The 13292-nt window shown below is 49.4% G+C and carries 11 protein-coding genes and 1 pseudogene; 8 read left to right on the top strand and 4 right to left on the bottom strand.

What is annotated here, in order from left to right; translation table 11 throughout:
• A partial coding sequence (locus POG22_RS20685) for a glycosyltransferase family 39 protein (RefSeq protein ID WP_498906986.1) occupies positions 1 to 1004 on the bottom strand: 1004 nt, incomplete at its 3' end.
• A 599-nt stretch (positions 1005 to 1603) separates the two neighbouring features.
• Here POG22_RS20685 and POG22_RS20680 point away from each other — a divergent pair.
• From POG22_RS20680 to POG22_RS20670, 3 genes are all read left to right on the top strand, one after another.
• Positions 1604 to 2395, top strand: a complete 792-nt coding sequence (locus POG22_RS20680) for a hypothetical protein (protein ID WP_498906985.1) — start codon at positions 1604 to 1606, stop codon at positions 2393 to 2395.
• Between the two features lie 143 nt (positions 2396 to 2538).
• Entirely contained in the window at positions 2539 to 3423 is an 885-nt protein-coding gene (locus POG22_RS20675) for a class I SAM-dependent methyltransferase (RefSeq protein ID WP_498906984.1), read from the top strand.
• 197 nt (positions 3424 to 3620) lie between these two features.
• Positions 3621 to 5414 carry an ABC transporter ATP-binding protein gene (locus tag POG22_RS20670; protein ID WP_498906983.1) on the top strand — a complete coding sequence of 598 codons (1794 nt, stop codon included), beginning with the start codon at positions 3621 to 3623 and terminating at the stop codon, positions 5412 to 5414.
• 60 nt (positions 5415 to 5474) lie between these two features.
• Here the strand turns inward: POG22_RS20670 and hslO are convergent, their stop codons facing one another.
• A complete protein-coding gene (gene hslO, locus POG22_RS20665; protein ID WP_063718189.1) occupies positions 5475 to 6380 on the bottom strand; it encodes an Hsp33 family molecular chaperone HslO in 906 nt (301 codons plus the stop codon).
• Between the two features lie 143 nt (positions 6381 to 6523).
• Here hslO and POG22_RS20660 point away from each other — a divergent pair, with 143 nt between their 5' ends.
• Together POG22_RS20660 and POG22_RS20655 are read left to right on the top strand one after the other, a co-directional pair.
• Complete coding sequence (locus POG22_RS20660; protein ID WP_017658551.1) at positions 6524 to 6919, top strand: hypothetical protein; 396 nt, start codon at positions 6524 to 6526, stop codon at positions 6917 to 6919.
• A 1265-nt stretch (positions 6920 to 8184) separates the two neighbouring features.
• Positions 8185 to 9147 carry a Rossmann-fold NAD(P)-binding domain-containing protein gene (locus POG22_RS20655; RefSeq protein WP_498906982.1) on the top strand — a complete coding sequence of 321 codons (963 nt, stop codon included), beginning with the start codon at positions 8185 to 8187 and terminating at the stop codon, positions 9145 to 9147.
• Between the two features lie 180 nt (positions 9148 to 9327).
• Here the strand turns inward: POG22_RS20655 and smpB are convergent, their stop codons facing one another.
• Positions 9328 to 9798: an SsrA-binding protein SmpB gene (gene smpB / locus POG22_RS20650; RefSeq protein WP_017658554.1), complete on the bottom strand. Its 471-nt coding sequence runs from the start codon at positions 9796 to 9798 to the stop codon at positions 9328 to 9330.
• Between the two features lie 251 nt (positions 9799 to 10049).
• On the opposite strand from smpB, the gene POG22_RS20645 reads away from it, so the two are divergent.
• A complete protein-coding gene (locus POG22_RS20645) occupies positions 10050 to 10907 on the top strand; it encodes a tetratricopeptide repeat protein (RefSeq protein ID WP_074170969.1) in 858 nt (285 codons plus the stop codon).
• A 336-nt stretch (positions 10908 to 11243) separates the two neighbouring features.
• Entirely contained in the window at positions 11244 to 11576 is a 333-nt protein-coding gene (petJ, locus tag POG22_RS20640) for a cytochrome c6 PetJ (RefSeq protein WP_017658557.1), read from the top strand.
• A gap of 425 nt (positions 11577 to 12001) precedes the next feature.
• On the opposite strand, the gene POG22_RS20635 is transcribed toward petJ, so the two are convergent.
• Complete coding sequence (locus POG22_RS20635) at positions 12002 to 12667, bottom strand: hypothetical protein (protein WP_017658558.1); 666 nt, start codon at positions 12665 to 12667, stop codon at positions 12002 to 12004.
• Positions 12668 to 13094: 427 nt separating this feature from the next.
• Between POG22_RS20635 and POG22_RS20630 the strand changes: the two are divergent.
• Positions 13095 to 13292, top strand: a pseudogene (locus tag POG22_RS20630) (RNA-guided endonuclease TnpB family protein); the annotation flags it as partial.

Genomic DNA, 13292 nt, shown 5'->3' with positions numbered 1-13292 from the left:
GGGGAGAGGGGGAGAGGGGGAGAGGGTTTCCAGAGGAGTTTGGAAATCCAGATGAGGGAGACCAAGAAGGCGAGGCTACTGGGGATAATTATCCAAAGGGGTAAGGTGAGGATGTCGAGGGGAAACATCAACAGCATGGAGAGCAACCAGGCGATCGCTCGCAGTAGAGCGTCGATTCCGATGCCGCCATCGTACACCCAATCGGTGAGGTTGCTTTGGCTGACCTCTCGCCACACGGGAATCCACGCGACGCCGGAAAGGGTGGTTCCCAAGGCGGCGATCGCAATTCCTCGCCAAGCGAGACTGCGGCGGTGAGATGTGTGAGTCAGCCAAATTCCGACTAAAACTAAGGCTTGAGACAGGGGAACTAAGCCGAAGAAGTAATGTACGGCGATTCCGAAGCCGTTGATGAGAATCCAGGGAATCGAAACTTTGGGAGAAAGGGGTTTGTGCTGGAAAATGGCTTCGACGGCGACGACGAAACAGTAGAGGGAGGCGATCGCCACGAGAACGGCTAAGGTATAGTGACGGGCTTCTCGAGCGAGGAACACGCCGAATGGAGAAACGGCCATTACGACGGCGGCGAGCTGTGCCACAATGACAGAGCGGTAGGTGCGAAAGGCTAAGGCGTAGATGGCTGGAACGGCGAGGGTTCCTAAGATGGCGGAGAGCGATCGCGCAGCCAGGAGAACGTTGTCGCCGCCGAACCACCGCATCCAGTAATGGGCGAGGATAAAGTACAGAGGGGGATGGGTACTTTCTGACATCAGGTGGTTGACCACGTCGGCGACGGTGGCGTCCGGGCGCGGTTGTAAAGGTTGCATTAAGATGTCAGGAGGGATGGCGCGATCGAGGGGAACGTCGAGAAAACTGTTACCCAGACTGAAGGCGATCGTCGCACATTCGTCTGTCCACGGGGGAAGGGCAGTCAAGCGAGCGAACCGCAAGGCTAAGCCGAGGAGACTCCACAGAACGAGTAGAATTTGGGGGGTGAGGTGTTTCAAGGGTGCGACGAGCGAAAATTGACGGTTGAAAATTTGTAGAATTGAGTGTCGATGTCGTGAAGATAGACGATGTTATCGAAAATTTTGGGTTTAAAACCCCGCCCCCTTCGACTTGGCTCAGGGCAAGCCTTCGACTTGGCTCAGGGCAAGCCTTCGACTTGGCTCAGGGCAAGCCTTCAAGGGCGGCTTTACAGTACAATGGTTAGTGGTGGTTAAACTGACTAACGAAAACCAAGTTAGTCAGTTTGGCTAACACTCCAATTCCATTGGACTTTTGGCGGTGGGACACACCGTTTCAGCCTGTGGAGCGAACATAAGACTCGAAAGGCATTGCGCCCTGGAAAGCCGTTGCGAAAAACCCCTGAGCGCAGTCGAAGGGGACAGAAGCAGGAACCCAAATCGTGAGGCTTCGCCGTGAGCGTCAGCCGAACGGTTTGGGAATCACCGTCCTTCCAGGGCGGTGAGGATGTCAATGAGATATCTTACCGGACACTTGCCGGTCTGTTAACAGAAAAAATTTAGGCGATCGCGATACCCGTTCGATGCGATCGCCTTAACTGTTTAAATATGTCCCACTCTCCGATTTATCTTTTGTCGCCATGTCTCGATCTAATCTCATAAAGTCCAATAAAATTTTAAATCTAGCAAAAACAAAATGTAAAAATCTTCAACTTAAATATTATCGATGGAAAGGCGGAAAAATCGCAAATTTCTTACATATTAGCAAGACGGGAGGAAGTGCAATAAAACATACCCTTGCAGGTTACTTACAAACTGATAATTTTATCATCCATCTTCGAGGACACGACTGTACACTTCGAGATATTCCTCAAGGCGATAAATTTTTCTTTTGTTTGCGAGATCCGATCGCTCGTTTTGCCAGTGCATTTTATTTTAAAAATCGACAAACTCGTCCTTGGAAGCATTCAAAGTTTGAAACAGAACGAAAAATACTTCAATTCTTCAAAACTCCTGAAGACTTGGCGATCGCACTTTCTTCTAACGATCCAGTACTGAGAAATTTAGCGATCGAAGGAATGATCAGTATCGAACACATTAATACTTCTTACCTCGATTGGTTTGAATCAGAATCTTACTTTCTCAGTCGTTTTCATGATTGCTTATACATTGCATTTCAAGAAAGTTTAGATCGAGATTTTGAAGACATTAAAAAAATTTTAGGATTGCCTCAAGATCTGTATTTAACTCAAAATTCAAACAAAGCAAAAATCAATCCTCAACACGGCAATCAGTCTTCTAAAACGTATCAGTTTAGTCAAGCAGCAACTTACAATCTGAAGCAATGGTACGCTCGGGATTATGATTTTTTGAACCTCTGCCAAAGTCAAGCCAAAAAACGTAAAATTGGGTCTTCGGGAATTGCGGTGTAATTTGTTATTTTGAATACCAACTTGAATAAAAGCGCATTGCCATGATGTACTTAAAATCAGGCTTTTGCCTAAAATAAAATTAGCTTATCACCTTGAACCCAGAAGACCCCACAATATTTTTTTGAGCGATCGAGGAATACAAAATGAAACTGAACTGGAAGAATTCAACTAATAAAGGAACTTTAATGCTGAAGCTCGTTCATCAATTCCAAACTGAAACTCTTTTTACAGATAAGTATATTAGATGGTTTTTCGATCGCGACTCGATCCAGGCGTTAGAGAAAAATCCTCCCAATATGATGTCCGAACCTAAAGATGAAGAAGAACGCTTTCAAAAAATTGCATATTTATATGTCATTTTGAGAGAAAAGTACGGCGATGACATTATCGAATCTGCGATCGAGGCTGGATGTCAGCAAATTCTCTTATTGGGGGCTGGTTACGATACGAGATTTTTTCGTCTTTCTTCTATTCAAAATAACTCAGTCAAAACGTTTGAAGTTGACTTACCCGAAACAATCGAAAACAAGAAACAATATTTGCTAAAACAATTCGATAATATTCCTTATGAATTGTCTCTCATTCCTCTCGATTTCAACCAAGACAATCTCGATTGTCTAGTTGAATATGGTTTCAATCCTCAAACACCGACGATTTACATTTGGCAAGGTGTTAGCTACTATTTAAGTCAAGAAAATGTGTCGAATACGTTAGATTTTATCAAAAATAAAATGACACCTGGATCGGTGTTTGTGTTTGACTGTTGTTCGCCGCTGATGACATTTAAAAACGAAACGATTCCGGGAATCAATTTTAATATCGATCGCCTGGCCGAAATCGGCGAACCTTACCGTTTTGGAATGTATGGAGAAGAAATGGAGCGCTGGCTAAGCGAAAAAGGATTTCAAAATATTGAAATTTTACAACAAGACGATCTCGAAGAACGGTTTCTCAACAAGCGATCGCTGCCGAATAATATGTGGTATATTGTCACGGTTAAAACTCACTCGATCGAACAGAATCGATAAAGTACAACAGTAGGTACGAGCTTCGTACTTGAGAGATCGAGTCATTTTAGTTTATAATCTTTTCAAATCAAAGAATCCAGGAGTTACGTATCTACACCATTTGTAGGGTGGTCAATGCCCACCGACCTCTCCATTTAGTGTGATTTCGGTTGAACTGCGTAAGTCCTAAGAATCCTAAAATTTAGACCGCAAAAATTGTGTCAACTCAGCGACAAGCTCCGTTTTTAAGACTATTTGAATACGCCGATCGCTATCGCGTTGAAATTTGGAAAGCCTCGGCGTGTTCCGTACTCAACAAAATCTTCGACCTCGCACCACCTGCGTTAATCGGATTGGCGGTGGATATCGTCGTACAACAGGAAAACTCGTTTTTAGCGGGGTGGGGTGTCCGAAGCGTATTCGCTCAATTGGTCGTGTTGTCGCTGCTGAGTTTCCTGATTTGGGGATTGGAATCGCTGTTTGAATATGCTTACAAACGATTGTGGCGCAATTTGGCACAGGCGATCCAACACGATTTGCGACTGGATGCGTACCGCCATTTACAAGCGATGGAACTCTCGTTTTTTGAAGAACGGAGTACGGGAGGATTGCTGTCAGTTCTCAACGACGATATCAACCAATTAGAACGGTTTTTAGATGGGGGCGCTAACGAGATTTTACAAGTTTCGACGACGGTAATCGTCATCGGTGGCGCGTTTTTTGTCCTGGCTCCTAACGTGGCGTGGTTGGCAATGTTGCCGATGCCGTTTATTTTATGGGGTTCGATCGTCTTTCAGAAACGACTCGCACCGCGTTATTTCGCCGTTCGGGAATCGGTGGGGTGGCTCAACGCGCAACTGACGAATAATTTGACGGGAATTACCACGATTAAGAGTTTTACCGCCGAAGAGTACGAAGTTAACCGGATCGATCGCCTCAGTAACGAATATCGCTACAGCAACCAACGCGCGATCGCCCTCAGTGCGGCGTTCGTTCCCCTGATTCGGATTATTATTTTGGTGGGATTTACTGCAACTCTGTTACTGGGAGGATTAGACGCGGCGGCGGGAACCCTGGCAGTGGGAACCTACAGTACGATGGTATTCTTGACGCAACGCTTGTTGTGGCCGCTAACGCGGTTGGGGGAAACCCTGGATTTGTACCAGCGATCGCAGGCATCGACACGACGGGTGTTTAAGTTGCTGGATATGCCGATTACGGTGCATCCGGGGAACAAACCGCTTCCCGTAGAACGCGTCAACGGCGAGATTTGTTTGGAAAACGTCACCTTCGGCTATCTCGATCGCTCTGCGGTAATTTCGGACTTTTCGCTACGGGTTCCCGCAGGAGATACTGTCGCCATCGTGGGAGCGACGGGTTCGGGAAAAAGTACCATCGTCAAGTTGCTGTTGCGATTGTACGAGATTCACTCGGGACGAATTACCCTCGACGGAATCGATATTCAAGAGATTTTGTTACAGGATTTGCGACGAGCGATCGCCTTAGTCAGTCAAGATGTGTTTCTGTTTCACGGAACTGTAGCGGAAAACATCCGGTATGGGAGTTTCGACGCCAAAGACGAGGATGTGGTGGCGGCGGCGGCGATCGCAGAAGCACACGACTTTATTTCTGAGTTACCCCAAGGCTACGATACCGTCATTGGAGAACGGGGACAGAAGCTCTCTGGCGGACAACGCCAACGCTTGGCGATCGCGCGAGCCGTGTTGAAAGATCCACCGATTCTGATTTTAGACGAAGCGACATCGGCGGTGGATAACGAGACCGAGGCGGCGATTCAACGATCGCTCGATCGCATTACCCAAAACCGGACGACGATTGCGATCGCGCACCGTCTGAGTACCATTCGCAACGCCGATTGTATCTACGTCATGGACAAAGGCAAAATCGCCGAACGGGGTTCCCACGAAGAACTCTTGAAACGTCAGGGAATTTACGCGGCGTTGTGGCGAGTGCAAATGGGAGGGAAATTCAGTGTAGAGGGGAGAGTGTAGAGGGAAGAGTGAGGGAAATGGGGTTGCAGGAAACCCCATTCCGTGGAAGTCGTTAGAGAATTAGCGAACGGAAGACTCCTGTTTCAAATCGTCGATGAGGCGTTGTAAATCGCTGACATCGGCGTGGAAGACATCTTTACAGAATTCACAGGTGGCTTCTGCACCGCCGTCTTTTTCGATCATATCCTTGAGTTCTGCCGAACCCAGGAGTTTCAAGGCTCCCAGGAGACGTTCCCAGGAACAGCCGCAGTGGAAGTGCAACATCTGCACGCCGGGGAGGATTTGCAAACCTAAATCTCCCAAGAGACTTTCAAAAATCGCCGGAAGGCTTTTCTGTTTTCGCAGCAGGGGAGTAAATCCCGAAAGTCCCGCGAGGCGAGATTCCAGCGTGGCTACGAGTTCCTCATCGCGAGCCGCTTTCGGAAGAACTTGCAGGAGGAGTCCCCCAGCCGCCGTTACGCCGTCGGCTCCCACGAACACCCCGAGAACCAACGCCGAGGGAGTTTGTTCGGAGTTGACGAGATAGTGGGTTACGTCGTCGCCGATTTCGCCGGATACCAGTTCGACAGTACTGGAGTAGGGATAGCCGTAGCCGACATCGCGGATGACGTAGAGAAAGCCGTTGGAACCGACAGCTCCGCCGACGTCGAGTTTGCCAATTTTGTTAGGAGGAAGTTCGACAGAGGGGTTTTCCACGTAGCCGCGAACCGTTCCGTCGAGTCCCGCATCGACGAGGATACCACCGAGGGGACCGTCACCGCGAACGCGGATGTTGACGCGAGACTCGGGTTTCTTCATGCTAGAGGCTAGGAGAAGACCCGCGCACATGGTTCGTCCGAGAGCGGCGGTGGCGACGTAAGAGAGTTTGTGGCGTTGACGGACTTCTTCGGTGAGTCGTGTGGTGATGGCTCCAACGCAGCGAATGCCGCCATCTGCTGCTGTTGCGCGAACGAGCTGATCTGCCATGAATGTTTTGAGGTTTGGGATCGTCTTATCTTAATTTATTGTAACGATCGCGATCTTTTCAGAGATCGGAACGACAACCTGGCGATCGCCTGGGGAAATTCGTCATAATGACTCTCGTGGGCTTGCTGGGAATAGCTGGAAGTATGCTGGGAACGTTTCAACAGAGCCATTTGCGAATTGAGATCGACGCTTCGGCGAGTGCGATCGCTCGCAGTTTGCTGCATCCGAGCGAGTTACAGAAGTGGTTGCCGCAACAGTTATCGCCGGGTTTACCGGAAAAGCTTCATGAAGGGTTGACGTTTACGAGTTCGCTGGGGTTCGTATCGATCGAGCATCATGTCGAAGTGGCGAGCGATCGGTGTTTGCGGATGTTACTCAGTGGCGGAATCGACGGCTTTCACGAGTGGTACTGGGGTGACGGTTGGGTGCAATCGCGTTTGGAAGGCGTGTCGCTGTTACCGTTGAATTTAGGCCAAACAGTGAGTTTGTGGCGGTTGAAGGAGTTTCTCGCCGCGTCGAAGGAACCGCAGCCTCAGTAATTTTACGGACTTTTGTTAGATTTTAAGTCACAATAGAGGTAACAGGCTTTCTCCACCCCGTTTTTCTCCTTCAGGCTTGGGGTGGAGTTTTTTATGTACGAATTTCATTTTGATGGGTAAAATCCGATCTAACTTGCAAGTTACGTGAAGAACGCAGGAAATGATTTATTAGTGTCAGAACAACCGCATTCACCCCATGTGTAGGGTGGGCATTGCCCACCGACCTCTACATTTGGTGTGGGTAAGGCTTAATCGCGTAAATCCAGAGTGTATTAAAATCGCGATCGAACTAATCTCTGGATCTCGTTCAGAGCCGTACCGATTACCTCTTCATGTTCGGGTAGAACTCGATCGGAGCCTGCCGCTAGAGCCAGGGCATTCGCTTCCTCGATCGCACTCCAATGCTGCATAAATTTGGTGTGCCAATCCCTCGGAACTGCGATCGTTCCACTCACAATCGTCAATAAATCTTGAGTGAGTTGTGAAAGTTCTATTCTGTTTTGTTTGTACAATTCGATACGTCTCTGAATGGCTGCAAGTACAGCTCGGTCGACCGGGTTTGTGTTAGATTGACTCGTCATACTGGTATTCAAACATCAATTCGACAACCGATCGCGATCGAGGTTCCGCAAAAACACTGATGCGTCAAAGCTTGGCTTTCTCTAAATCCGTAAAAACACGTAAATTTGAGAGCGATCGCCAAAATTTCCCAAAATTTTTCCAAAACCATCCTGAGACCCGACCTTATTCAGAGAACAAAGGAATGGTAGATGCACCCTGATGGCAACCCTGAAACTTGCTGGAGTTTCAGGGTTTTTTTCTTAACTGACTCTCCGTACTCGATGCTTCTCACTTCAGCGACAGGAAGCCATCGACTCACCCACCTGGAACTTGCAAAAGTTCTGGGTTTTTTCTTGGCGGTAGAGGGACCAGGAAATAGGGAATAGGGAACAGGAAAATTACAAAACTATCCGGAACCTCCCACCTTTCTAAAGAACAGAGGAATGGTAGATGCACCCTGATGGAAACCCTGGAACTTGCTGGAGTTCCGGGGCTTTTTTTTAGTGAAGAGGGAAGACAGTCACCAGTCACCAGTCACCAGTCACCAGTGAAGACAGTTTTCAGTTGACAGTGTTTCCTCATCTCCTCACCTCCGAAGAAGCCTCAGTACAAGATTCTTCACTAAACTGCCCGGCCGTAGAGCTTGCAAGGTGTGCGATCATAGATCGGGTTAACAGCGATCGATATCAAATCACTTCACGAGAATGGAAAACCAGCAAAAGCCCACAGTCATTGTTACGGGAGCCTCTTCGGGTGTTGGCTTGTACGCCGCAAAAGCCCTCGCCGAAAAGGGATGGTACGTCGTCATGGCCTGCCGAAACTTGGAAAAAGCAGAAAAAGCTGCCCAAGACCTCGGTATAGCGAAAGACAGTTACAAAGTTCTGCATATCGACCTGGGGTCTTTGCAGAGCGTTCGCCAGTTCGTCACCAACTACCGCTCCCTCAACCGACCCATTCGGGCCTTGGTGTGCAACGCCGCGATTTATATGCCGCTGCTGAAAGAGCCGATGCGGAGTCCCGAAGGGTACGAGCTGACCATGACCACCAACCATCTGGGACATTTTCTACTGTGTAACCTGATGTTGGCGGACTTCGAGCAGTCCAACGAACCGGACAAACGGATGGTGATTCTGGGAACGGTCACCCACAACCCTGACGAACTCGGCGGTAAAATTCCCCCGCGTCCGGATTTAGGAACTCTCGACGGGTTCGCTGAAGGCTTCAAAGAGCCAGTTTCGATGATCGACGGTAAGAAGTTCGAGCCGGTGAAAGCCTATAAAGACAGTAAAGTTTGTAACGTTTTGACGATGCGGGAGCTGCACCGCCGCTATCACGATTCTACGGATATCACGTTTAGCTCTCTGTATCCTGGTTGCGTCGCCGATACGCCGCTGTTCCGCAACCACTATCCGCTATTCCAAAAAATCTTCCCAGTTTTCCAGAAATACATCACGGGGGGATATGTTTCCCAAGAGTTGGCTGGCGAGCGGGTGGCGGCGGTTGTGGCCGACCCCGAATTTAAGCAATCTGGCGTTTACTGGAGTTGGGGAAACCGCCAGAAGAAAGGCCGCCAGTCTTTCGCACAAAAAGTCTCGCGACAAGCTCGCGATGATGAGAAAGGCGAACGGATGTGGGATTTGAGCTTGCAGTTGGTGGGACTGAGTTAAGCTCTGCGACCCGAGCTATCCTCTTTGTCTCAAGAGGTTTTGTATGTGTGGAGAACCCCGGTATTTCCAAAATACCGGGGTTCTGGCTTGAATGAAGGTCAATTGGTAACGGAAATTGCAAGTGGGTTTGACTGCGATCGCTTCGACATTCCCTAAAACCTTTGGCAAATTCTATTACGACTAATAGTTTTTCAACGCCCGTGCGATTTCGCGTTTTTCCTGTTTCTTCTTCAGAGATTCTCGCTTGTCGTGGAGTTTTTTGCCGCGTCCTAGACCAATTAGAACTTTAACCCAGCCGTTTTTGAGATACATTTTTAGCGGCACGAGGGTCAAACCTTTTTCTTCAACTTTTCCGATTAATTTGCGGATTTCGTCGCGATGTAGCAGCAGTTTTCGCGTGCGTCGCGGGTCGTGGTTGAAGTACTGGCTCGCCGTGTTATAGGGCGAAATATGGACGTTGAACAACCAGGCTTCGTTGTTGCGAATTAAGGCGTATCCGTCTCGCAAATTGACTCGTCCTTGGCGGATGGATTTGACTTCTGTTCCTTTGAGTTCTATACCCGCTTCGTAAGTGTCTAAGATTTCGTAACGGTAACGCGCTTGACGGTTATCGCTAATTACTTTGTAGCCATTACTGTTATTTTTCGCCATAAGCATTTTAATGGAAACTATCTACAAGGTTACCCCTTTCAAACCCAATGGGAAGATGAGAGCGTTCTTCATTGTAACGCGAACGGTAATACAAATTGTCACGAGGCTTGTCATACCAATTGTCACTGAAACGCTCCTGCAAATCATCGGCGAAACTGCCCATTCCCAATTGGTTTGAGACCGATCGCTCGTGATAATATCGGATTGCCCCTTCTTGCCGTTAGGATAGGGTGCAGGCAGGAGCAAGACCCGTGTTACAACCCGATTCTCTCGAACGCTGCCTGGAGTGGGCAAGCGTTCACGTTCGCTGGGGACTCTACCGCAGTGCTGTTGCTGATTACGATCGCGCGTTGAGGTTTGATAAGCAGTGCGATCGCGCCTGGTTTGGCAAAGGATCGGCATTAATGGCACTCAAACATTATGCTGCGGCGATCGATGCGTTCAAGGCTGCTTTAACACTCGACGACACCCAAGCCCATTGGTGGCATTCGCGTAGTCAGGCAGAGGCAGCCTGTCGCCGCTGGGAAGAAGCCTTGACTTCTGTGCGGCGGGCGATCGATCTCTTTCCCGACAATCCACAGTTTTGGGGACATCGTGCCGAGGTTCTCTCAGCCTTGGACTGTCCCGAGGAAGCCCGTCGAAGTTTTCGTCACGCGGTAACTTTAAAACCGGATGACGTGGAACTCCTCGTCTCCTACGGACAGTTGCTCGATCGCTTAGAACGTTACAGCGAAGCGCTGGAATACTACAGTCGCGTCACGACACTCCAACCGAACCTTCATTGTATCTGGTTAGCTCAAGCAATTGTGCTGCTGAAGCTCGATCGCCCCCAAGATGCCTTAAACTGTTGCGATCGCGCCCAACTCCTCGCCCCCCGTTCTCCTCGCGTTTGGCTGGTGCGGGGCGACGTTCTCTGTCACTTGCAACACTACACCGACGCAATGGCCGCTTACCGACAGGTTCTCAAGCTCCCCTCGCCTCCACCGAAGGGATACCGACAATTTTACCTAGCCTATTGTCGTTGTGCGTTCGAGCGCAGTGTTTCCCGACTCAAGCAAGTCCGACACAGCCGCTGGTTCGATTGGTTCGTTCGCAGTGGCGGCGTGTAGCGCGTTCGCGTTCTCGGGTTGCTTAGTCGGTCAGTCGAAGGGAGCGATCGCTGCCGCGTATCTCGAAATTACCGTTCGTTACGATTCAGTAATTGTTTAAAAAATGTAACGATAATCTTGACAAGCGAACGTCGGTCTGAATGATTTTTTTAATGAAGATTTGTTTAAAAAAAATTTACGTGCGATCGATGTTTCTCGTTCTCTAAACCCTTGACGTTATCAGTACTTTGCCACATAAGGTTAAGACTAAATCGACCGAGTGTCTATTGACAAAGACACCACATTTCGATATCACGTAAATTGGCTTTGTATGTTCGAGTAGAGGAGATCGCAATTTTGAAAAAGCTCGTTTCGTTTGTCCTGCTCGCCCTGGCAGTGACAGTTTTTGCCTTCGGTCGTCCCGCCTGGGCTGCCGATATCGAACATGGTTCTCAGGTTTTTAGCGCCAACTGCACGGCGTGTCACATGGGAGGAGGCAACGTCGTAAACGCGGCCAAAACCCTCAAAAAAGACGCGCTGGAAAAATACGGAATGGATTCTCTCGAAGCCATTAAAACTCAGGTAACGAACGGGAAAAACGCGATGCCGTCTTTCCTGGGTCGTCTGTCCCCTGACGATATCGAAGACGTAGCCGCCTACGTGCTTTCCCAAGCTGAAAAAGGTTGGTAAACGGCGTCTGAGTGCGTCGAGTCATCCAACCCGAGGATGCTTAGCGCGTCCTGGTGTCGCTCCACAAGGAGTCTCAGCCAGGACGCGCTTTTGCTGGAAGTGTCTGAAATTACCGGTTGAGATCGTTTCCATAGCCGTTGGCAGGCCGACGGCTATAGAGTTTCGGAAAGGCTTCGGGTTGCAACACAGGGAAAGTCGAGCGTGTTTTCCCTCTTCCCTCTTCCCTGTCTGTTAGCCGCCTCGGGAAAAGGCGCCCATGACGACGGCGGACAGGAGGAGTCCAGGGGAAAGCAGGAGGACGAGAAGGAGTAAATCGTGAGTGGTCATAGAAATTCTCGCGGTGAGGGGTTTTCGCTAGGGGTCTCGCTCTAGGTTAAACAGAACGAACCGATCGCCCTTCTATTTTTTGCGTTTTTTTAACAGAGCTAGAGCGTTTGTAGCCAACTCTTGACGCGATCGAGTTCGATGGGTAGTCCGTTCTGAATTTCCGAGCGGTTGTCTCCTTTCAGCGTATAGGACTCGGGACAGTCGGGGCGCGATCGCGTGAGATTCGTTTGAGCGACTAAATCCACTGTTTTCGCTTCGACTAAGTACAACTGCGATCGCGTTCCGTAGACGGTTAAGCCGCCGTACCACCCCTCTTCATTAAGATACCAACAAGTTTGAGCGTCGTCGGTGTCGTTGGTTTCGTAAAGACACAAAACTAACTCCGTCTGCGAGTCGGAAGCGGCTTCTTTACGAGGCGGCCAGTCGTCGAGGTTGGCGGCCTGTCCGATAAAATCGTAATCGAGGTCTGGCGTGTCGCGAACGACCGCGATCGCGCTGTCGGCAACCGCACGGTCGTCGTCGCGAGCGTTGGGAAGCGCAAACGTCGATTTTTGCGACTCGCGAACTTCCCCGTTACTAATTTTCACTACGCGACACAGAGACGCTAGCGCCTCGCGATCGATCTCGAATTCACTGGCGATTGCGGAAGCTTCCGAGAGCGGTACGGGGGAAGAACTTCCATCGGAAAGGGGGGATTGCGTGCGACATCCAGTTAGCGTGAAACCCGCCAAAGCGCCGAGACAAACCCAACGTCGTAAGTTCATGAGCGTTCCAATATCCAGTTGTGGTCGAGGGGAATCAATAGAGTTGGGCGAGTTTTTCGAGAAATTCTAATGCAGCTCTAGGGGACTGTCAAACCCTCTGAGACATCCCTTTTCCCACCTCACTTTAAATGCCTTTACCAAAAGAGCTGGGTTTAAAGCCTCGCCCCCTTCGACTTGGCTCAGGGCAAGCCTTCGACTTAGCTCACTTCGACAAGCTCACTTCGACAAGCTCAGTGCAAGCAGGGCAAGCAGGGCAAGCCTTCTAGGGCGACTTTACCCGACAATTCTTGTGGTAAGATGGAAGGATATAGCAGTACGACTTCGTTTGCGGCTTGTTTTCAGGATAGATCGTTACGGCATGGGGTTTTCAGCCGATCTGTTTCCGCAAACCATTTAGGATTGCTATAGAGGGGAATCAACAACAGCAATGTTAGTTCGAGAAGCCAAACTCAAAGGTTTGCCAAAGCAGTATCAAGCACTTGACGAAGCGATCCGTACCGGACAGTTCATCAGAAATAAGTGCTTGCGACTGTGGATGGATACCCGTGACTGCACGAGAGCCAAAATGCAGGCTTTGTGTAAGAGTTTGGCGATCGAGTTCCCTTTTGCCAAACAACTCAACAGC

It is taken from the genome of Geitlerinema sp. CS-897 (assembly GCF_028368005.1).
Taxonomy (GTDB): domain Bacteria; phylum Cyanobacteriota; class Cyanobacteriia; order Cyanobacteriales; family Geitlerinemataceae; genus Baaleninema; species Baaleninema simplex.
Note: the sequence above shows the minus strand (reverse complement) of the source record. Positions and strands in the feature narration are given on the sequence as shown.

Excerpts from the sequence above, each read along its gene's own strand:
- POG22_RS20680 (WP_498906985.1), top strand. The coding sequence starts at position 1,604 with ATGTCTCGATCTAATCTCATAAAGTCCAATAAAATTTTAAATCTAGCA.
- POG22_RS20675 (WP_498906984.1), top strand. The coding sequence starts at position 2,539 with ATGAAACTGAACTGGAAGAATTCAACTAATAAAGGAACTTTAATGCTG.
- hslO (WP_063718189.1), bottom strand. The coding sequence starts at position 6,380 with ATGGCAGATCAGCTCGTTCGCGCAACAGCAGCAGATGGCGGCATTCGC.
- POG22_RS20660 (WP_017658551.1), top strand. The coding sequence starts at position 6,524 with ATGCTGGGAACGTTTCAACAGAGCCATTTGCGAATTGAGATCGACGCT.
- POG22_RS20655 (WP_498906982.1), top strand. The coding sequence starts at position 8,185 with ATGGAAAACCAGCAAAAGCCCACAGTCATTGTTACGGGAGCCTCTTCG.
- smpB (WP_017658554.1), bottom strand. The coding sequence starts at position 9,798 with ATGGCGAAAAATAACAGTAATGGCTACAAAGTAATTAGCGATAACCGT.
- POG22_RS20635 (WP_017658558.1), bottom strand. The coding sequence starts at position 12,667 with ATGAACTTACGACGTTGGGTTTGTCTCGGCGCTTTGGCGGGTTTCACG.